Source organism: Plantactinospora solaniradicis (genome assembly GCF_042658085.1).
GTDB classification, from domain to species: domain Bacteria; phylum Actinomycetota; class Actinomycetes; order Mycobacteriales; family Micromonosporaceae; genus Plantactinospora; species Plantactinospora solaniradicis.
In genome coordinates this window covers 310,233-329,284 of sequence record NZ_JBHSPR010000020.1, presented here as the reverse complement: position 1 = coordinate 329,284, position 19,052 = coordinate 310,233, and the positions used below count along the sequence as shown (strand labels likewise).

General features: G+C 71.0%; 16 protein-coding genes. 9 read left to right on the top strand and 7 right to left on the bottom strand.

The window, feature by feature from the left end; translation table 11 throughout:
* The first annotated feature begins 163 nt into the window (after window positions 1-163).
* From ACFP2T_RS25825 to ACFP2T_RS25805, 5 genes are all read left to right on the top strand, one after another.
* Window positions 164-3,307 (top strand): sensor histidine kinase, encoded by a 3,144-nt coding sequence (locus ACFP2T_RS25825; RefSeq protein WP_377425739.1) that lies wholly within the window; start codon window positions 164-166, stop codon window positions 3,305-3,307.
* Window positions 3,304-3,714 (top strand): roadblock/LC7 domain-containing protein, encoded by a 411-nt coding sequence (locus ACFP2T_RS25820; RefSeq protein ID WP_101368105.1) that lies wholly within the window; start codon window positions 3,304-3,306, stop codon window positions 3,712-3,714. The genes ACFP2T_RS25825 and ACFP2T_RS25820 overlap by 4 nt, the downstream gene beginning before the upstream one ends.
* 63 nt (window positions 3,715-3,777) lie before the next feature.
* On the top strand, window positions 3,778-4,146 hold the full coding sequence (locus ACFP2T_RS25815) for a DUF742 domain-containing protein (protein WP_192765361.1): 369 nt from the start codon (window positions 3,778-3,780) through the stop codon (window positions 4,144-4,146).
* Window positions 4,127-4,765 (top strand): GTP-binding protein, encoded by a 639-nt coding sequence (locus tag ACFP2T_RS25810; RefSeq protein WP_377425735.1) that lies wholly within the window; start codon window positions 4,127-4,129, stop codon window positions 4,763-4,765. Before ACFP2T_RS25815 ends, ACFP2T_RS25810 begins: the two co-directional genes overlap by 20 nt.
* Window positions 4,766-4,843: 78 nt before the next feature.
* Window positions 4,844-5,563 carry an SDR family oxidoreductase gene (locus ACFP2T_RS25805; RefSeq protein WP_377425732.1) on the top strand — a complete coding sequence of 240 codons (720 nt, stop codon included), beginning with the start codon at window positions 4,844-4,846 and terminating at the stop codon, window positions 5,561-5,563.
* Window positions 5,564-5,673: 110 nt separating this feature from the next.
* Here ACFP2T_RS25805 and ACFP2T_RS25800 read toward each other — a convergent pair whose 3' ends face one another.
* The 7 genes from ACFP2T_RS25800 to ACFP2T_RS25770 form a co-directional block, all read right to left on the bottom strand.
* Complete coding sequence (locus ACFP2T_RS25800; RefSeq protein ID WP_377425730.1) at window positions 5,674-6,450, bottom strand: ABC transporter permease; 777 nt, start codon at window positions 6,448-6,450, stop codon at window positions 5,674-5,676.
* 182 nt (window positions 6,451-6,632) lie between these two features.
* Entirely contained in the window at window positions 6,633-7,652 is a 1,020-nt protein-coding gene (locus ACFP2T_RS25795) for an ABC transporter substrate-binding protein (protein ID WP_377425727.1), read from the bottom strand.
* Between the two features lie 449 nt (window positions 7,653-8,101).
* Window positions 8,102-9,190 (bottom strand): uroporphyrinogen-III synthase, encoded by a 1,089-nt coding sequence (locus ACFP2T_RS25790; RefSeq protein WP_377425724.1) that lies wholly within the window; start codon window positions 9,188-9,190, stop codon window positions 8,102-8,104.
* Entirely contained in the window at window positions 9,190-9,558 is a 369-nt protein-coding gene (nirD, locus tag ACFP2T_RS25785) for a nitrite reductase small subunit NirD (RefSeq protein ID WP_377426211.1), read from the bottom strand. The genes ACFP2T_RS25790 and nirD overlap by 1 nt, the downstream gene beginning before the upstream one ends.
* A gap of 2 nt (window positions 9,559-9,560) precedes the next feature.
* The gene (gene nirB, locus ACFP2T_RS25780) at window positions 9,561-12,140 is read right to left on the bottom strand and encodes a nitrite reductase large subunit NirB (RefSeq protein WP_377425722.1); all 2,580 of its coding nucleotides are present in this window, start codon (window positions 12,138-12,140) and stop codon (window positions 9,561-9,563) included.
* Entirely contained in the window at window positions 12,137-13,603 is a 1,467-nt protein-coding gene (locus ACFP2T_RS25775; protein ID WP_377425719.1) for an FAD-dependent oxidoreductase, read from the bottom strand. Before ACFP2T_RS25775 ends, nirB begins: the two co-directional genes overlap by 4 nt.
* Window positions 13,604-13,667: 64 nt before the next feature.
* Window positions 13,668-15,788 (bottom strand): molybdopterin oxidoreductase family protein, encoded by a 2,121-nt coding sequence (locus tag ACFP2T_RS25770; protein WP_377425717.1) that lies wholly within the window; start codon window positions 15,786-15,788, stop codon window positions 13,668-13,670.
* A gap of 232 nt (window positions 15,789-16,020) precedes the next feature.
* Here ACFP2T_RS25770 and ACFP2T_RS25765 point away from each other — a divergent pair, with 232 nt between their 5' ends.
* The 4 genes from ACFP2T_RS25765 (at window position 16,021) to ACFP2T_RS25750 (ending at window position 18,920) form a co-directional block, all read left to right on the top strand.
* The gene (locus tag ACFP2T_RS25765; RefSeq protein WP_377425714.1) at window positions 16,021-16,722 is read left to right on the top strand and encodes a class I SAM-dependent methyltransferase; all 702 of its coding nucleotides are present in this window, start codon (window positions 16,021-16,023) and stop codon (window positions 16,720-16,722) included.
* A gap of 32 nt (window positions 16,723-16,754) precedes the next feature.
* Window positions 16,755-17,012 carry a DUF6364 family protein gene (locus ACFP2T_RS25760; RefSeq protein WP_377425711.1) on the top strand — a complete coding sequence of 86 codons (258 nt, stop codon included), beginning with the start codon at window positions 16,755-16,757 and terminating at the stop codon, window positions 17,010-17,012.
* Window positions 17,002-17,295: a type II toxin-antitoxin system PemK/MazF family toxin gene (locus ACFP2T_RS25755; RefSeq protein ID WP_377425709.1), complete on the top strand. Its 294-nt coding sequence runs from the start codon at window positions 17,002-17,004 to the stop codon at window positions 17,293-17,295. Before ACFP2T_RS25760 ends, ACFP2T_RS25755 begins: the two co-directional genes overlap by 11 nt.
* Window positions 17,296-17,429: 134 nt before the next feature.
* Window positions 17,430-18,920: a nitrate/nitrite transporter gene (locus tag ACFP2T_RS25750; RefSeq protein WP_377425706.1), complete on the top strand. Its 1,491-nt coding sequence runs from the start codon at window positions 17,430-17,432 to the stop codon at window positions 18,918-18,920.
* The last annotated feature ends 132 nt before the right edge of the window (window positions 18,921-19,052 follow it).

Below are 19,052 nucleotides of genomic sequence, written 5' to 3'. Positions count from 1 at the left end.
GGTACGAGGGTAGTAGACACCCCATGATGGCCCTTTGCTGCCCTGCCGTCGCTTCCCAAAGCGGCCTTCTTCTGATGAAATCGCGGCCGTGCCGCGTGCGGCTCGATCCGCTGCAGCAGGCATCGGTCGACGGGTCACGTAAAGAAACGACGGAGGCGATGTCGTGAGCACCGGACCTACGACCCTGCCCGCTAAAGGCCCGCGGGAGGGCGCTGCACCGCGCCGCTGGCTCCCCCGGCTACGGGATACCCGGATCCGGTCCAAGCTCGCGCTGATCCTCGTCGTCCCCGTTGCCGCCGTACTCGCGCTGGCCACGATCCGGCTGGTCGACATCGGCCAGGGCGCCTACGACGCCGGAGTGGTGCGGTCGCTGACCGAGCTCTCCGCCGACGTCTCGGCGCTGACCCAGGACGTGCACAAGGAGCGGATGGCGGCGTCGCGACTCCTCGCGGACGACAAGGCGAGGACCGAGATCTACAACGCGCACGTGAAGCGCACCGACGCCCGGATCGCCGCGTACAACGACCGGCGCGCGCAGGTGAGTGACATACCCTCCTCGGTGGAGGACCGGCTCGCCGCCATCGACGACCACCTGGCAACCCTCAACGGCACCCGGCAGGAAGTGTTGGACCGCAAGCAGATGGCCCCGTCCGAGGCCGCGCTGCGGTACGGCGTGATCATCACCGACCTCGTCTCGTACGGCGAGGCGCTCGGCCAGATCTCCGGTGAGAGCGCCGTCGGTGACAGCCTGCGTACCCTCTCCGCGCTCGCCCAGGCCAAGGAGGCCGTGGCCGAGGAGGAGGCGGTCGTCTACAGCGCCCTGGTCGGCGGCAAGCTCGACGAGGAGCAGTTCTCGGCCTTCGTCGCCACCCTGACCAGTCAGCAGGAGGCGCTGCTGACCTTCGCGGCCTCCGCCGACTCGCGCCAGCGGGCGGTGGTGAACGGCGCGGTCACCGGTGACGCGGCGGTCCTCGCCGACCAGGTGACCCGCGATCTGACCGGGTCGGTCGGGAACACGAGCCCGATCAACGCCAACTCGGCGGCGATCGCGATCGGCGCGATCAACGACCTGATGCGGTGGGCCGAGACCCAGCTCGAAGCCGATCTGCTCGCCCAGGCCGACCAGGCCCGGTCCGAGGTCGTCCAGCAGGCGATCATCGAGTCGGTGATCGTGCTCATCACGCTGATCGTCGCGCTCGCGCTCGCCGTGGTGCTGGCCCGCTCGCTCAACCAGTCGCTGCGCCGGCTCCGCGAGGGTGCGCTCTCGGTGGCCAACCACGACCTGCCCGAGGCGGTCAAGCGGCTGCGCGACATCGGCAACATCGGCGACGGCGGTGTCGACGAGATCGTCCGGCAGGTCCGGGACCCGATCCGGCTGGACAACAAGGACGAGGTGGGCCAGGTCGCGCTGGCCTTCAACGTGGTCCACAAGGAAGCCGTCCGGGTCGCGGCCGAACAGGCCGCCCTGCGGACCAGCGTGTCGACGATGTTCCTGAGCCTGGCCCGCCGAAGCCAGACGCTGGTCGACCGGATGATCGGCGAGCTGGACGCGATCGAGCGCGGCGAAGAGGACCCGAAGCGGTTGGCCCAGCTCTTCGAGCTCGACCACCTGGCCACCCGAATGCGCCGTAACGACGAAAACCTGCTCGTCCTCGCAGGCGCCGACTCGACCGCGCCACGTCGGGACGACGCCCTGCTCATCGACGCGTTGCGGGCCGCGCAGTCCGAGGTCGAGCTCTACAACCGGATCGAGTTCGGCACCGTCGACCCGGACATCTCCGTCGCCGCGCACGCCGTCAACGACGTGGTACGGCTCGTCGCCGAACTGCTCGACAACGCGACCCGGTTCTCGCCGCCGCACACCACGGTGGTCGCCGACGCCCGGCGGATCCGCGACTACGTGCTGATCCAGGTGGAGGACCGCGGCCTCGGGCTCAGCGAGGAGCAGATGGACGCCCTGAACCGGCGGCTGGCGGAGCCGCCGGCCGTCGACGTGGCGGCGTTCCGGCTCATGGGTCTCGCGGTCGTGGGCCGGCTCGCGTACCGGCACGGCATCCGGGTGGACCTGCGTCGCAACGTCGAGGGCGGCACGGTCGCCCAGGTCACCCTGCCCGGTAGCACCGTCGTGCTGCCCAAGCCGCGCGGTCGTGACCAGATCCTCGGCCGTCCCCGGCAGCCGCTGGCCGTCGAGCCGGGGCCGTCCGCGGCCGCGTCGTCGTCCGGTGGCGGCTGGCAGGAGACCCTGGCACCGGTCGGCACGCCCCGTTCCGCCGGCACGCTGACCGAGCAGTGGCGCAACGCGCCGCCGAACCAGTGGCAGACGGCCGGGGATTCCACCGGCCAGCTGCCGGCCAACGCCGGGGGGCTGACCAGCCAGCCGGTGACGCACCTGACGGCGACCCAGTTGCCGGCCAGCCCGTCGCCGTCGTACCAGACGATGGCACCGGCCACGCCGTCGTACCAGCAGGCCACTCCCACGTACCAGCAGGCGGCGCCGGCCACCCCGCAACCCCACCAGGGGTTGGCGGGTGCGTCCGGGGTCAGCTCGCCGACGGTGGCGTACCCGACGGTCGGGTCGTTGCCGCAGCGCGGCGCCGGGGCGGGCACCGCGCACACCATGAACCCGGGGGCGGCCGGCCAGTCCGGCCTGCCGTCCGGACCGGTGGCCGGTACCCCGGTCGGCGGCGCGGCCGCGGTCGCACCCCGGGTGGAGGACACCGGCGAGGCGCCGATCTTCCGGGAGATGGAAGCCGTCTGGTTCCGGTCCCACGGGCAGGACTCGACCGCGATCTTCACGGTTCCGCCGGGTGGTTACCAACAGCCCCCCGCCCCCGCCGCGTCGTCGACGACGGCGCCGGCAACTCCGGGCCGAACCCCGCTGGCGTCCCGTACTCCGGGTCGTTCGGCGCCGCCACCGGCCCCGTACGCACCACCGTCGCCCCCACCCGCCGCAGCCACGCCGCCTCCGGCCGTGCCGCCGCCCGCCGCACCCACCCCACCCCCGGCCGCTCCCGTCTCGCCGCCCGACGGCGCCTGGCGTACCGCGGCCGACGAGGGCTGGGCCCGGGCCAGCCGTGCCGCTGAACCGGCCACCGCCGGCACCACCCGGTCCGGCCTGCCCAAGCGGGTACCGCAGGCACAACTGGTACCCGGTGGCGTGGACAACAAGGCAGGACGGGAGCCGACCCGGCGGACTCCGGACGAAGTGCGGGGTCTGTTGTCGGCCTACCACCGTGGCGTACAGCGCGGTCGGACGGCCGGTTCCGAGCAGAACGGCATGACCTCAATCAAGGAGACGAGCGGATGAACAGGCCAGCAGCGATGCAGGATATGGGTTGGCTGCTCAGTAACTTCGCCGACAGCGTCGCGGGCATCGCGCACGTCGTGGCGGTCTCGGCGGACGGCCTGCTCCTCGCCTCCTCCCGGGACCTGCCGCCGGACCGGGCCGACCAGCTCGCGGCGATCACCTCGGGAGTGGTCAGCCTGACCGACGGCGCGTCACGGATGTTCAGCGCCGGCGGCGTGCTGCAAACGGTGATCGAAATGGACAGTGGCTACCTGTTCCTGATGTCCATCAGCGACGGATCGTCGATGGCGGTCCTGGCCGCCCGGAGCTGCGACGTGGGTCAGGTGGGTTACGAGATGGCGCTCCTCGTGGAGCGGGTCGGCGCAGCGCTCGTGCCGCTGCCGCGCGAGGCAGTTTCTCGTCCGTAGCACCGGCTGATCAAGGATGGATTCGGTGAAGCCGCAACTCGACCACAGGGAGGTGACCACGGCATGGACGGACGACGAGATGATCCACGGGGAGCGCTCGTCCGGCCGTACGCGGTCACCCGTGGTCGCACCGAACCTCGTCAGGACATCGCGCTCGAGGCGGTGCTCGTGGCGAGTCCGGCCGCGGTCGTCGAGTCCCGGTTCGCCGGTCATGACAAGCACCGCATCGCCACAATCTGCGAGGGCCGGGCGCAGTCGCTGGCGGAGATCGCCGCGTACACCCGGCTGCCGTTGGGTGTCGCCCGGGTGCTGGTCGCCGACATGGTGGCGGACAGCCTGCTGACACTGCACAGTGCCGCTCCACCGGCAGAGGCGTTCGAGGAGCGGATGGAACTGCTTGAGAGGGTGCTAAGTGGACTTCGCAGGCTATGACCCGGAGAGGTCGCGGCGCGGCGGTGGAGGTGGCGGTGGAGGGATCACCTCCGCGAAGATCGTCATTGCCGGCGGATTCGGGGTCGGCAAGACGACGCTCGTGGGTGCGGTCTCGGAGATCACCCCGCTGACCACGGAGGCGGTGATGACCGCCGCCGGTGTGGGGATCGATGATCCGTCCAAAGTGCCGGGTAAGGAGACCACCACCGTCGCCATGGACTTCGGTCGGATCACCATGGCCCAGGACCTGATCCTCTACCTCTTCGGTACCCCGGGTCAGACGCGGTTCTGGTTCATGTGGGACGAGATCATCCGAGGCGCGGTCGGCGCGGCGGTGCTGGTCGACACGCGGCGAATCGCCGACGCGTTCGCGCCGTTGGACTACTTCGAGAACCGGCACCTCCCGTACGTGGTGGCGTTGAACTGCTTCGACGGCGCCCCACAGTACGAGCCGGAGGAGGTACGCGAGGCGTTGGCGATCGCGCCTCACGTACCGCTGGTGATGTGCGACGCGCGGCACCGTGAGTCGGTCAAGCACGTGCTGGTGAACGTGGTCCAGCACGCGATGGCGACGCTGCGGGCGGAGCACGGGCGGGGGCAGCCCACGCCGGTCGGCTGAGCCCTCGTCGAGCGGCAGGCTGACCGGGGCTCGGGGAGGCTACGCGGTTCAATCCTGCACAACGAGAGGGACAGACATATGCCACAGCGTGACGGTCCCGACGGCGGCTGCGTAGTCGTCGTCGGGGGTACCTCCGGCCTTGGTCGGGACGTGGCCGAGCACTACGCGAAGCGGGGCCGTGAGGTCGTCATCACCGGGCGCGAGGCCGCCCGGACCGAGGCGGTGGCGGCCGAGATCGGCGGCCGCACCACCGGAGTCGCTGTCGATCTCGCCAGGCCCGAGAGCATCGCCGCCGCACTCGCCGGGATCGGCGAGGTCAAGCATCTTGTCCTCTCCGCGTTCGTCCGGGACGTGAACAAGGTCTCGGACTACCAGATCGACCGCGCGGTCAGCCTGGTCACGGTCAAGCTGGTCGGCTACACCGAGGTGGCACACACCCTGCAGTCCAGGATCTCGCCGGACGGGTCGGTCCTGCTCTTCGGCGGTGGCTCGAAGGACCGTCCGTTCCCGGGTTCGGCGACCGTCTCGACGGTGAACGCCGGGGTGGTGGGCCTGGTGAACGTACTCGCCGCCGAACTGCGGCCGGTCCGGGTGAACGCCCTGCACCCGGGCATCGTCGGCGACAGCCCGTTCTGGGCCAAGCAGCCAGCCGAGATCCACCAGACCTACACCGCTCGTACCCCGACGGGCCGGCTCACCACGATGGCGGATGTCACCGACGCCGTGGTGTTCCTGTTGGAGAACCCGGCCGTCAACGCGGTGAACCTCGACCTCAACGGCGGCGCCGGGGTGGTGTAGCGCGCTCTGGCTGACTGGATGGGTCGGGACCGACCTGCCAGTCGGCCCGGTACGGCCAGGAGCCGGTGGACTCCCGCCCGAGCGGGGCCACCGGCTCCTGGCCGTACCGGTTATGCCGAGATCTGCCGGGCCCAGGGCACCGCCAGCCGTTCTGCGGCGACCACCAGATAGAACAGGCTGACCCCGAGCATCGCCAGCAGCGCGATCGCGGCGAACGCCAGTGAGGTGTCCGCCGACTGACCACTGACCGAGATGATCGAGCCGAGGCCGCCGTTCGGGCTCTGGATCTCGGCCACCACGGCACCGATCAGGGCGAGGGTGATGCCCACCTTCAGTCCGACGAACAGTTGGGGCAGCGCCCACGGCAGCCGTACCTTGAGGTAGGTCTTCAGCCGGGACGCGGACAGCGACCGGGTGAGTTCGCTGAGGTCGGCCGGCGTCGAGGTCAGACCCGCCATGGTCGAGACCAGGATCGGGAAGAACGCGATCAACACCACCAGCGAGATCCTCATCTTCGGCCCGTAGTCCACCCAGACGATCAGCAGTGGAACCAGCGAAACCTTTGGTACGGCGTTGAATGCCACGATCATCGGTAGGGTGGCCTGCTCGACCAGTCGCGAGCCGGTCAGCAGTATCGCGCCGAGCGTCCCGGTGAGTGCTGCGGCGCCGAATCCGACGAGCGTCACCCAGAGCGTCGCCCAACTCTCCTGGAACAGGTAGTTGGGTTCCCGGGAGAACGCGTCGACGACGTCCGGTGGGGCCGGCAGGAAGAACGTCCTGATGTTGAAGACGATGGTCACCAGCCACCACAGGCCGATCGCGACCACGGTGCCCACGATGGGCAGTCCGATCTTGGAGCTACGGGGCAGCTCGGCCTTACTCGCCATGGAACCCGTCCCGGCCGGGTCTGCGGCGGACGGGGTGGAACTCCGGGTGACCCGGCGGGTCGATGGTGTCGAGGGCAGCGCCGCCCGGACGGGTGGACACGTTCAACGCGTTCTCCTCTGGTCGGAAAAGGGGACGGCGAGTGGGTGTCCACTCGCCGTCCCCGAAGCGTGCGCGCCGTTGGTCAGGCCTTGGGCGCGATGGTGAAGTCGATGACCTTCTCCGGGGTCAGGCCCCCTGGGACGAGTCCGGCGCCCTGCAGGATGGCGATGGCCCGAGCGGCACGCTGCTCGTCGAGGGCACCGACCACACCGCCGGGTGCGGACGTCACGTACGGCGTCATCAGCTTGATCTCCGCAGCGGCGCCCTGCTCGTTGACGGCCGGGTTGTTGGCCTTCATGATCTTAGCCGCTTCCTCGGGGTGCTCGATCGTGTACTGCAACCCCTTCAGCGACGCGTCCCGGAACCGCTTGACGATGTCCGGGTTGTCCTTCGCGTACCCCGCCGTGGTGGTGATTCCGGTACCGAGCAGGTCCCGCAGGTAATCGGTGAGCGGCAGGACATTCATCTTCTGCCCGGTCACCGTCTCGGCCGTGTTCCGGGTGATGACGAACGTGCTCAGCACGTCGACCTTCTTGCCCGCGAGCAGACCCACCAGGCCCTGCGGCGGGCTCTCCACGAACTTGAGCAGGGAGGCGTCGAAGCCGGCGAGCTTGCCGTACGCGGGCAGCAGGGTCTTGGTGATCGAGCCGGCCGCGACGCCGACCCGCTTGCCCTCCAGGTCCTTGGGCTTGGTGATGTTGGAGCCCTCGGGGGCGAAGATCGCCACCAGCGTGCTCTGGTGCACCGCTGCGATGACGCGCATCTCGGTGACCTGGTTGTTGCCGGTCTGGATCATCAATTGGGTCACGTCGCTGTAGGTGAACTGTGCCTTGCCGGAGAGCAGGCCCTGGTTGTTCGTGGCCGGAGCGCCCAGCTGCACGTCGACGTCGAGCCCGGATTCGGTGAAGAAGCCCTTCTCCTTGGCCACCCATGCGAAGGCGTCGTGACCACCGGTGCCGAACCCGGTAAGGTACGTCACCTTGTCCGGTGCCTTGCCGTTCTGCCCCGCGTCGGAGTCACCGTCGGAGCCCGAGCAGCCGGCCGAGACCATCAGGGTCGTGGCCAGGGCCGCAGCGGCCAGTACGCGTATACGCCTCGTCATTCCTACCTATCCTTTGAGGAGAAATCCGTTCAGGATGCAGACACGTTGCGGAGGTTTGTGATGCCCGCGTTCCGCCAACGACCTGCGGGTGCAGGTGGCTGTTGACGGGCACATTGACCGACATCTGTCATGATCGTAGTGCTTCGACAGATCTTCCGGCAGTCCTCCTGACGCGAACGCGAGTAGGGCTCGACGCAACCTGGAATCTCTTTGCTACCAGGGTGGCGACGTGCCTATTCGGGGTCCTCTGTGCGCAGATCCGTGGCTGTGGGCGGTGATCCGCCGATGCGCCGCGCACTACCCTGCCAACCGCATGCCCGCCAGTCAAGGAAAGCAATGCGACCGTTACCGGACCCGTCGAAGATCTACTAAGGGCATATGGGGTCAGTCGATGAGCCAGAAAGGCGCTGCTAGATCCCTTGATGATCTAGAAAAGGAACCGGCCAGGATCAGTCAACGGGGAGCCGGTAACCGCGCTTGACCACGGTCTGCACCACGCCGGGCGTACGCAGCCCGGCACGCAGCCGGGCCACCGCCATCTCGACGGCGTGTTCGTCGGCGCCCCGGGGCAGGGTGCGCAGCAGCGCGGCCCGGGACATCACCCGACCGGGTGTGGTCGCCAGCGCCCGCAGCACCGCCATCGGCGCGGGAGCCAGCGGACGCAGCTCGCCGTCCAGAATGGCCGCGTGACCGCGCAGGGTCAGCAGGTGACCCGCCACCTTGACACTGATCGCCCGGGGCGGGAGTTCGTCCACGATGGTCCGGACCAGTGCGCCGAGCCGGGCCCGGTTCGGCGCGACCACCGGCACCCCGTGCCGACGCAGCGGGGCGGCGGTGACCGGGCCGACGCAGGCGGCCAGCACGTCGGAGCGCATCGCGTCCAACACCGCATCGGTACTGGTCCCGGCGGCCCGCAGTAGCGCTCCGACGGCCGGCGCGGAGGTGAAGGTGACCGCGTCCACCAGCCGCCCGGCGATCAGGTCGACCAGCCGGTGCAGCGGCGCCGGATCGGTCGGTGCGGCCCAGCGGTAGACCGGGACCTCGATCACGGTGGCGCCGGCGGCCTCCAGCGCGGCCGTGCACTCGGGCTGTCGTTCGCCGTGCAGTTGCATCGCGATGAGCTGCCCGCGTACGCCCCGCTGCCGGAGGTGCGCGATCACCTCGTCACAGCTCTCCGACGCCGGAGACCACTCGTCGTGCAGCCCCGCCGCCCGGATCGCGCCCCGGGCCTTGGGCCCCCGGCTGACGATGTAGGCCCGGGACAGCACCGAGCGCAGCGGCTCGGCCAGCCCCCAGCCCTCGGCCGCCTCCAGCCAGCCGCGCATCCCGATCCCGGTGTTGGCCATCAGGACGTCGGGCGGGTTGTCCAGGCAGGCCCGGGTGGCCGCGCGAAGCTCGGTGTCGTCGGCCAGCGGCACGATCCGCAGCGCCGGGGCGAGCACCACCCGGGCGCCGCGCCGCTCCAGCATCGCGGTCAGTTCGTCGCGTCGGCGGTCCGCGGTCACCCCGACCGTGAAACCGGACAATTCCTCGGACATCAGCTTTCCCCGGTGGGCCGGCGCCGGGGCGCCACCTCGACCAGGCCGTCGCGGCAGCGCACCCGGTAGGTCGGCACCGCCACGCCGGGCACGTCGAGGCAGTGCCCCGTCCGCAGGTCGTAGACCTGCTTGTGCAGCGGAGAGGCGACCGTCGGGGCCTCGCCACGGCTGCCCACGATGCCCCGGGCCATCACGTACGCCCCGGCGATCGGGTCCTGCTGGCCGATGGCGAAGAGCTGGCCGTCGTAGGTGCGGAAGACCGCCACCTGCTCGCCGTCGACCAGCGCGGCCACCCCGCGCTCCGGCTCCAATCGGGGGTACGCGCAAACCGTCGTCCACCGCACGTCGTCGTTGATCGTGGTGTCCAGAGTCAACTCGGTACCCCCATGGTCGTCGGGAGGCCGAGCGTCACCGGTCGGCGTTCTCCCATGGCCGGAACGGGCTGGCCCCGCTCCACCTCGAACGTGATCGACGGATCCGGTACATCCGGTGCGTTGACGAAGGAGATGAACCGGCGCAGCCGGTCCGGGTCTTCCAGGGTGTCGCGCCACTCGTCCGAGTACGACCCGACGTGCCGGGCCATCGCGGCGTCGAGTTCGGCGCAGAGCCCGAGCGAGTCGTCGACGATGACTGCCCGCAGGTGCTCCAGGCCGCCCTCCATCGCCTCGATCCAGGCGGCGGTGCGTTGCAGCCGGTCCGCGGTGCGGATGTAGAACATGAGGAACCGGTCGACGTACCGGACGAGTTCCTCGGTGGACAGGTCGGTGCCGAAGAGTTCGGCGTGCCGGGGCCGGAAACCGCCGTTGCCGCCGAGGTAGAGGTTCCAACCGTTGTCGGTGGCGATGATCCCGAAGTCCTTGCTGCGGGCCTCGGCGCACTCCCGGGCACAGCCGGAGACGGCAGACTTGATCTTGTGTGGGGCGCGCAGGCCCCGGTACCGCAGTTCGAGGGCGATCGCCAGGCCGACCGAGTCCTGCACCCCGTACCGGCACCAGGTGGAGCCGACGCAGGACTTGATCGTGCGCAGCGCCTTGCCGTACGCGTGCCCGGACTCGAACCCGGCGTCGACCAGCCGACGCCAGATCTGCGGCAACTGCTCGACCCGGGCACCGAACAGGTCGATCCGCTGCCCGCCAGTGATCTTCGTGTAGAGCTGGAAGTCCCGGGCCACCTCGCCGATGACGATCAGCTTCTCCGGGGTGATCTCACCGCCCGGTATCCGCGGCACCACCGAGTACGTCCCGTCCCGCTGGATGTTCGCCAGGAAGTGGTCGTTGGTGTCCTGCAAGGACGCCTGCTCGCCGTCGAGCACGTAGCCGTTGCCGAGCGAGGCCAGGATCGAGGCGACCGCCGGCTTGCAGATGTCGCAGCCCCGGCCGGTCCCGTGCTCGGCGACGAGCCGGGAGAAGGTGCGGATCTCCCGGACCCGGATGATCTCGAAGAGTTCCTGCCGGCTGTGCGCGAAGTGCTCGCAGAGCGCCTTGCTCAGGCTGACCCCGGAGACCGCCAGCAACTGCTTGAGCATCGGTACGCACGATCCACAGCTCGTGCCGGCCCGGGTGCACGCCTTCAGCCCCGGTACGTCGACACAGCCCTCGGCGATCGCGCCGACGAGCTGGTCCTTGGTCACCCCGTTGCAGGAACAGACCTGGGCCGCACCGGGCAGGGCGGCGATGCCGGACCCCGTACCGGTGCCGTCGCCGGCCGGGGCGAGCAGGGCCAGCGGAGGACCGGGGAGGGGACCGCCGACGCTGGCCCGAAGCGCGGGATAGGCGGTCACGTCACCGACCAGAACCCCGCCGAGCAGGGTCTTGGCGTCGTCGGAGAGGACGAGTTTGGCGTAGACCCGGGTGGCCGGGTCGGTGAAGGTCACGTCCAGGCAGCCCGGGGTGGTGCCGTGCGCGTCGCCGAAGGCGGCCACGTCCACCCCGAGCAGCTTCAACTTGGTGGACATGTCGGCGCCGGGGAAGCCCGCCGTACCGCCGACGAGCCGGTCCGCCACCACCTCGGCCATCGCGTATCCCGGTGCGACCAAGCCGTAGCAGGTCCCCTCGACGGCGGCACACTCGCCGATCGCCCAGATCCGCTCGTCGCTGGTCCGGCAGCCCGCGTCGACGCGTACTCCGCCGCGCTCGCCCAGGGTCAGCCCGGCGTCCCGGGCCAGCTCGTCCCGGGGACGGATTCCGGCGGCCACCACCACCAGGTCGGTGGGGAGCCAGCCACCGTCGGAGAGGGTCAGACCGGCGATCTCGCCGTCCGGCCGGGACCGGATCGCGGTGGTCGCCACCCCGAGGTGCGGAACGACGTCCAGCTCCTCGACGTACCGGCGCAGCATCGCGCCGCCGGCCTCGTCGACCTGCACCGGCATCAGCCTCGGGGCGAACTCCACCACGTGGGTGCCGAGACCCAGCAGGCGCAGCGCGTTCGCCGCCTCCAGCCCGAGCAGTCCGCCGCCGATCACCGCGCCGTTGCGCCGGCCCTTGGCGAAGTCGCGGATCGCGGTCAGATCGTCGAGCGTGCGGTAGACGAAAACCCCCGGCCGCAGCGACGGCGTCGGGCCGACCGCGTCCGGGCCCGCGTCGACGTACGCGCCGTCGATCGGCGGCACGAACGGGTACGACCCGGTCGCCAGCACCAGGGCGTCGTACGGGTACTCGCCGGCACCGGTCCGCACCCGGCGACGTTCCCGGTCGATGGCGACGACCGGTTCGCCGAGCCGTAGGTCCACGCCGTCGTCGGGCTGGTGCAGGCTGAGTTCCTCGGCGCTGACCCCGTCGAAGAACGCCGACAACCGGACCCGGTCGTACGCCGCCCGGCTCTCCTCGGCCAGCACCGTGACCCGCCAGCGTCCGTCGCCGTCCCGGGACCGCAACGCCTCGACGAAGCGCTGCCCCACCATGCCGTTACCGACCACGACAAGCTCGCCGCGCTGGCTGCCTCGCTCGGTCACGCCGCCACCTCTTCCGCCGTCTCGGGGGTGTCTATCGCGGACAGCCAGCCGAGGATTCCCTCGACGGCGTCCCGGCAACTGCCACAGCCGGTGGTGGCCCGGGTACCGGCGACAAGCTCGTCCATGGATCTCGCCCCGGCCCGCCAGCAGCGCACCAGCGCGCCCTTGCGGACCGTGTTGCACTGGCAGACCGTCGCCGAGTCGGGCATCAGTGCCGGCGACTCGACCGGCGGCGCGCTCGCCACGTCGCGACTGCGGCCCAGCAACAGCGTCCGCCGGTCGATCGGCACCGGAGCGCCCCGGTCGAAGAGCTGGATCACGGTGCCGACCGCCGGGTTGTCGCCCAGCATGATCGCCCCGGTGAGCCGTTCGCCGACGATCCGCAGCCGGGCGTACGTTCCCCGGACCGGGTCGGAGAAGCTGAGTTCCTCGACGTCGGGGTCGAGGCCGAAGCCCGGATCACCCATCGCGGCGAGGTCGATGCCGGCCGCCTTGAGCCGGGTCACCGAGGGCCGGGGACGGTAGCGGGCCCGGGTGTCCTGCCCGGTCAGCACCTGGGCCAGCACCCGGGCCTGTTCCCAGGCCGGCGCGACCAGTCCGGTCACCACGCCCGCGTGCTGGGCACAGTCGCCGATGGCCGAGATGTGCGGGTCGCTCGTCCGCAGCCGGTCGTCGACCACCACACCCCGGTCGACCGTCAGCCCGGCGGACCGGGCCAGGCCCACGTCCGGGCGTACCCCGCAGGAGAGCACCAGCAGGTCGGCGGCGAGTTCCCGCCCGTCGGAGAGGGTCAGGGTGACCCCGTCGGCGCGGGCGTCCACCGCGCTGGCCGCCACCTCCAGGTGCGCGGTGACGCCGAGCCCGGCCAGGGTACGGGCCAGCACCGCGCCGGCCGCCGGATCGAGCTGTCGTTCCATCAGGTGCCCGACCGGGTGCACGACGTGGACCTCGAGGCCCCGGGTGGCCAGGCCGCGGGCCGCCTCCAGCCCCAGCAGCCCACCGCCGAGCACCAGGGCCCGGCGCGCTCCGGTGGCGACGGAGAGGATCCGCCGGCAGTCGTCGAGGGTCCGGAAGACCGCGACCCGGTCCGGCAGCCGGTCCGGGTCGAGCCCCGGCAGCGGCGGCACCAGCGCCCGTCCGCCGGTGGCGAGCACGAGATGGTCGTACCCGAGGAGGTCGCCCCGGCTCGTCGTCACCGTGCGCGCCGCCGGGTCGACGGCAGTGACCTGGACGCCGGGCTGTACGTCGATTCCGTGCCCGGCCGCCTCGGTCAGCTCCACCCCGGCCTCGTCGACCTTGCCGGCGAGCAGGTTCGACAGCATGATCCGGTTGTACGCGCGATGCTGCTCCGCCCCGAGTACGGTGATCTTCGCGTCGCCGGTCCGGGCCGGCAGCTCGGCTGCCAACCGGGCGCCGGCCATGCCGTGGCCGACGATGATGATCCGGTTGCCTGACTCGCTCACGCCGCCGCCCCGTTCCGTTGGCTTCCGCCGCCGCCTGGCCGATGTCCTTCGCTGTCCTGTTCGCTCACGCCTTCTCCACCCTGACCGCGCAGACCTTGAACTCCGGCATCCGGGAGACCGGATCGAGGGCGTCGCTGGTGACCGAGTTGATCCGGGCCGCGCCCGCCCAGTGGAAGGGAGCGAAGACCGTGTCCGGCCGGATCGTCGCGGTGAGCCGGGCCGGGGCACGCATCTCGCCCCGGCGGCTGGTCACCAGGACCTCGTCGCCGTCCTCCACCCCGAGCCGGGCCGCCAGGTCCGGGTGCAGCTCCAGGAAGGCGCCGGGTGCGGCCCGTTGCAGCGGCGCGATCCGCCGAGTCTGTGCCCCGGACTGGTACTGCGCCAGCACCCGCCCGGTGGTGAGGTAGACCGGATAGTCGGGACAGACCTCCTCGGCGACCGGGCGGTGCTCCACCGGTAGGAACCGGGCCCGCCCGTCCGGGGTGGGAAACCCGTCGGTGAACAGTCGCGGCGTGCCCGGCTCGTCCTCCGTGGGGCAGGGCCAGAAGACGCCGTCCTCGGCGTCGATCCGCTCCCAGCTGATGCCCGCATAGTCGGCCACCCCACCGGCGGAGGCCCGGCGCAGCTCCTCGAAGACGGCCCGGGGGTCCACCGGAAACCGGGGCCCGGCAACGGAGCCGGCGCCGAGCCGCTCGGCCAGCTCGGCGAGCACCGCCAGATCGGTGCGTACGCCCGGCGGGGGTGGGCGGAGGGCACGGCGGCGCAGCACCCGACCCTCCAGATTGGTCATCGTGCCGTCCTCTTCGGCCCATTGCGCCGTGGGCAGCACCACGTCGGCGATCGCCGCCGTCTCGGATCGGACGAAGTCGGCGACGACCAGCAGGTCGAGGTCGCGCAGCCGGCTCTCGACCCGGTTCGCCCGGGGAGCCGAGACCACCGGGTTGGAGCCGAAGACGAGCAGCGCCTTCGGGCCGTCCGGGGTACCGAGCGCGGTCAGCAGCTCGTACGCCGAGATCCCCGGGCCGGGCAGTTCCTCCGGGCGTACGCCCCAGACTCCGGCGACGTGCGCGCGGGCGGCCGGCTCGTCGATGCGACGGTAGCCGGGAAGCTGGTCGGCCTTCTGCCCGTGTTCCCGTCCACCCTGGCCGTTGCCCTGCCCGGTGAGGCAGCCGTACCCGGAGCCGGGACGGCCGGGCAGGCCGAGTGCGAGGGCGAGGTTGACGAAGGCGGTCACCGTGTCCACGCCCTTGGCGTGCTGCTCGGCACCCCGGGCGGTGAGGATGATCGCCCGGTCGGCCGCGCCGAGCGCCCGCGCCGCCGCCTCCAGGTCGGCCACCGGTACCCCGGACAACTGCTCGACCCGGGCCGGCCAGTAGCTCGCCGCCACCCGGCGTACCGGCTCGAAACCGGTGGTACGGGCGTCGACGTAGTGCTTGTCGACCCACCCCTCGGCCAGGGCGATGTGCAGCAGGGCGTTGGCCACGGCCAGATCGGTGCCCGGGGTGGGTTGCAGGTGCAGGGTGGCCTGCCGGGCGGTCGCGGTGGCCCGGGGGTCGATCACGATCAGGGTGCCGCCGCGCTCCCGCTGCTCGACCAGGTAGCGGACCAGCGGCGGCATGGTCTCGGCGACGTTCGCGCCGACCAGCAGGAGGGTGTCGGCGGTGGCGAGGTCGGCGAGGGGGAACGGCAGTCCCCGGTCGATCCCGAAGGCCCGGATCCCGGCGGCGGCGGCCGACGACATGCAGAACCGGCCGTTGTAGTCGATGTTGCGGGTGCCGAGCGCGACCCGGGCGAACTTGCCCAGCGCGTACGCCTTCTCGTTGGTCAGTCCACCGCCGCCGAAGACGGCGACCGCGTCCCGGCCGTGCCCGGCCTGGATCCGGCGGATGCCGGTCACCACCCGGTCCAGCGCCTCAGGCCAGCTCGCCGGTCGAAGCTGCGCCCCGGGCCGGTCCCGGATCAGCGGAGTGGTCAGCCGGTCCGGATGGTCGAGTAGTTCGGCGGCGGTCCAGCCCTTCTGGCAGAGGCCGCCCCGGTTGGTCGGGAACTGCCGGGGGAGCACCTCCACCCGGTCGGCGGTACGCCGCAGCGTCATGCCGCACTGCAACGCACAGTAGGGGCAGTGTGTGGCCACGTCCTGGGACACATCCCCCGAATGCGTCGCAGCCCGTGCACCGTCCGTCATGTTCCGAAGCGTGCAGGCGTCCGGTTTCACGGTCGGGTCTCTCTTGTTTCGGGCCTGTCAAGAGCCGCTCACACGAATCCGGGGCAGCGAGCCGGCCGGCATCCGGCCTCGTCGATCGGAGCCGTCGGTCCGGAGTGGAGCGGACGCGGCGGCTGGCGCGGGCCCGGGGCGACGGGCCTAAGATGAACGGCGTTATATGAGAAGAACGTTCCGTATGTCAGGAGGCGCTTCGATGGCGGTGGTGTCGCTCTTCGAAGCCGTGGCCGGGTCGTACGACGAGTCCCGCCGCAGGTTGGTGCCGTGCTTCGACGACTTCTACGGCACCGCCGTGGAGGTGGCTTCCCCGCCGCTGCGCCGGGCGCTGGCGTCCGGGCGCATCCCTACCGTACTTGATCTAGGTGCCGGTACGGGACTGCTGTCGATCCTCCTCGGCGCCGCCGTACCGGGCATCCGGCCCACCCTGGTCGACGGGGCACCGGCGATGCTCGCGGTCGCCGAGAGGCAACTCGGTCGGCGCGGCGTACCGCACGAGACGGTGGTCGCCGACCTGACCGGGCCGCTGCCCGGCGGCCCGTACGACGCGGTGGTCTCCGCCCTGGCCATCCACCACCTCGACGACGCCGGCAAGCGGGACCTCTACCGCCGGATCCGGCAGGTGCTGGTCCCCGGTGGGGTGTTCGTCAACGCCGAGCAGGTGGCCGGGGCCACACCCGACCTGGACCACCGGTACGACGAGGTGTGGCTGGCCCAGGTCACCGCGCTCGGCGCGAGCGAGGCGGAGATCGCCGGCGCCCGGGAACGGATGCGGCACGACCGCCCGGCGCCCATGCCGGACCAGTGCCGGTGGCTGGTCGAGGCCGGCTTCGTCGGTGTCGACTGTTTCTACAAGTCGTGGCGATTCGCCGTGTTCGGCGGTCGGCGCGAGCTGGAATGACGGTCGGTCATACCGTCGGTAGGCTGGGCGGCATGACTGCCAAGGTGACCCTCTCGTTTTCGGACGAGACGATCGAAGAGGCGCGACAGTTCGCGAAACGCGACGGCATGTCGCTTTCCGCCTGGATCGATCAGGCCGCCCGGGAGAAGGCCCTCCGGGAGGTCTTCGCGGCGCACGCGGCGGCCGTCGGCCGGGCCCGCCTGGACATCGAGACCGCCGCGCTCGCCGACGCCCAGGAGGCCGCGATGGTCGACGCGGCATTCCGCGGCAGGCGCCCGAGTGCTGCGTAGGGGCGAGATCTGGCGCATCGACGGAGCCCGGTCCCGCCTCGGCCTGGTGGTCAGTTCCGACGTCTACAACGCCACCGACGTACCGATCGTGATCGTGGCGGAGGTGGTCGACGAACAGTTGCTGCGTGACTCTCCGCTCGCGGTCACCATGGGCAACTACGTGGTGATGCCCGACCGGCTCTCCTCGCCGATGAAGAAGTGGTTCACCGAGTACGTCGGTGCGGCCGACGCCGACGCCATGTTCCGGGTCAGCCGGGCGCTACGGATCCTGCAGGGCATCTGAGCGTCCCCCGGGCGCATCTCACTAGTCCCCGGGCGCATCTCACTACCGGACGCCGTGCGCCGTGCGCCGTCCGTTGCCGGCCCGACCCCGAGCGCGAACGGCCGGGAAACCACCCGGCCCTACTTTCGGGCGACATGACGAATACCGCCGTCCCCACAGGCACGCAGGCCGCCCTCGATACCGACAGTACGGCCGCCGCCCCGGCGGCGGTCAGCACCGGCACCAGCACCGGCACCAGCACCGGCACCGGCATCGGCATCGGTCCCGGAGCCCCGCCCGGGGCCGCCCGACCGGGCCGCCGGCACCAACTCGACGACTGGCGCCCGGAGGATCCGGCCTTCTGGCGTACCACCGGCGCCCCGATCGCCCGGCGCAACCTGATCGTCTCGATCACCTCCGAACACATCGGCTTCTCGGTGTGGAGCCTCTGGTCGGTGATGGTGCTGTTCCTCGGTCCGGAGTACGGCATCGACCCGGCCGGCAAGTTCCTGCTGACCGCCGTACCGACGGCGCTCGGGTCGGTGCTGCGGCTGCCGTACACCCTCGCGGTGGCGAGGTTCGGCGGGCGGAACTGGACCATCGTCAGCGCGCTCCTGCTGCTCCTGCCGGCGGTCCCGATGACGATCCTGATCGAGCCAGGGGTGTCGTACGGCACGTTGATGGTGCTCGCCTGCCTCGCCGGGGTCGGCGGCGGCAACTTCGCCTCGTCGATGGCGAACATCAACCTCTTCTATCCGCAGCGGCTCAAGGGCTGGGCGCTCGGGCTGAACGCCGGTGGCGGCAACATCGGGGTCGCCGCCGTGCAGCTCGTCGGGCTGGCGGTGCTGGCGACGGCGGGAGCTGCGTACCCACGCCTGGTTCCGGCCGTCTACCTTCCGTTGATCGTGTTCGCCGCGCTCGCCTCGGCCCGGTACATGGACAACATCAGGGGGGCCCGGAACGAGAAGGGCGCGATGCGGGAGGCGGCCCGTGACCCGCACACCTGGATCATGTCCCTGCTCTATATCGGCACCTTCGGGTCGTTCATCGGGTTCGGCTTCGCCTTCGGGCAGGTGCTCCAGGTCCAGTTCAAGGAGCAGTTCGCCACGCCGATCGACGCGGCCTACCTGACCTTCCTCGGGCCGCTGGTCGGTTCGCTGATCCGGCCGGTCGGTGGCTGGCTGGCCGACCGGTTCGGCGGCTCCCGGGTGACCCTGGTGAACTTCGCGGCGATGGCGGCCGGCGCCGGACTGGTCTACTTCGCGTCCCGGGAGCGCTCGCTGCCGCTCTACCTGATCGGGTTCATCGGGCTCTTCGTCTTCTCCGGAATCGGCAACGGATCGACGTACAAGATGATCCCGGCGATCTTCCGGGCCAAGGCGACCCTGGCGGTGAACGCCGGGGAACTCGACGCCGCGGCCGCGGAGCGGCGGGCCTGGCGGCTCTCCGGAGCGCTGATCGGCATCGCCGGCGCGGTCGGCGCGTTCGGCGGGGTCCTGGTCAACATCGCCTTCCGGCAGTCGTTCCTGACCTACCAGACGGCCGACGCCGCCTATCTCGCCTTCATCGCCTGGTACGCCATCTGCCTGGCGATCACCTGGGTGGTCTACCGGCGCCCGTCGCGGCACCGCCTCGCCGGAGTGTAAGGAAGGGCCCCTTCTTATCGCTTTCTGCATAGGAAGGGCCCCCTGTTAACCTGTGCCGCAGCCGCGCGGACGCCGAGCGGAGGCACTCGGGGTGTGCCGTTTTGACCCCGGAGCAGGCGACCGGGTATCGTT

What these genes read in the sequence shown, in the direction of transcription:
- ACFP2T_RS25800 (WP_377425730.1), bottom strand. Translation starts at nt 6,450, where the DNA reads ATGGCGAGTAAGGCCGAGCTGCCCCGTAGCTCCAAGATCGGACTGCCC.
- ACFP2T_RS25770 (WP_377425717.1), bottom strand. Translation starts at nt 15,788, where the DNA reads ATGACGGACGGTGCACGGGCTGCGACGCATTCGGGGGATGTGTCCCAG.
- ACFP2T_RS25765 (WP_377425714.1), top strand. Translation starts at nt 16,021, where the DNA reads ATGGCGGTGGTGTCGCTCTTCGAAGCCGTGGCCGGGTCGTACGACGAG.
- ACFP2T_RS25815 (WP_192765361.1), top strand. Translation starts at nt 3,778, where the DNA reads ATGGACGGACGACGAGATGATCCACGGGGAGCGCTCGTCCGGCCGTAC.
- ACFP2T_RS25790 (WP_377425724.1), bottom strand. Translation starts at nt 9,190, where the DNA reads ATGTCCGAGGAATTGTCCGGTTTCACGGTCGGGGTGACCGCGGACCGC.
- ACFP2T_RS25795 (WP_377425727.1), bottom strand. Translation starts at nt 7,652, where the DNA reads ATGACGAGGCGTATACGCGTACTGGCCGCTGCGGCCCTGGCCACGACC.
- ACFP2T_RS25805 (WP_377425732.1), top strand. Translation starts at nt 4,844, where the DNA reads ATGCCACAGCGTGACGGTCCCGACGGCGGCTGCGTAGTCGTCGTCGGG.
- ACFP2T_RS25750 (WP_377425706.1), top strand. Translation starts at nt 17,430, where the DNA reads ATGACGAATACCGCCGTCCCCACAGGCACGCAGGCCGCCCTCGATACC.
- ACFP2T_RS25760 (WP_377425711.1), top strand. Translation starts at nt 16,755, where the DNA reads ATGACTGCCAAGGTGACCCTCTCGTTTTCGGACGAGACGATCGAAGAG.
- ACFP2T_RS25820 (WP_101368105.1), top strand. Translation starts at nt 3,304, where the DNA reads ATGAACAGGCCAGCAGCGATGCAGGATATGGGTTGGCTGCTCAGTAAC.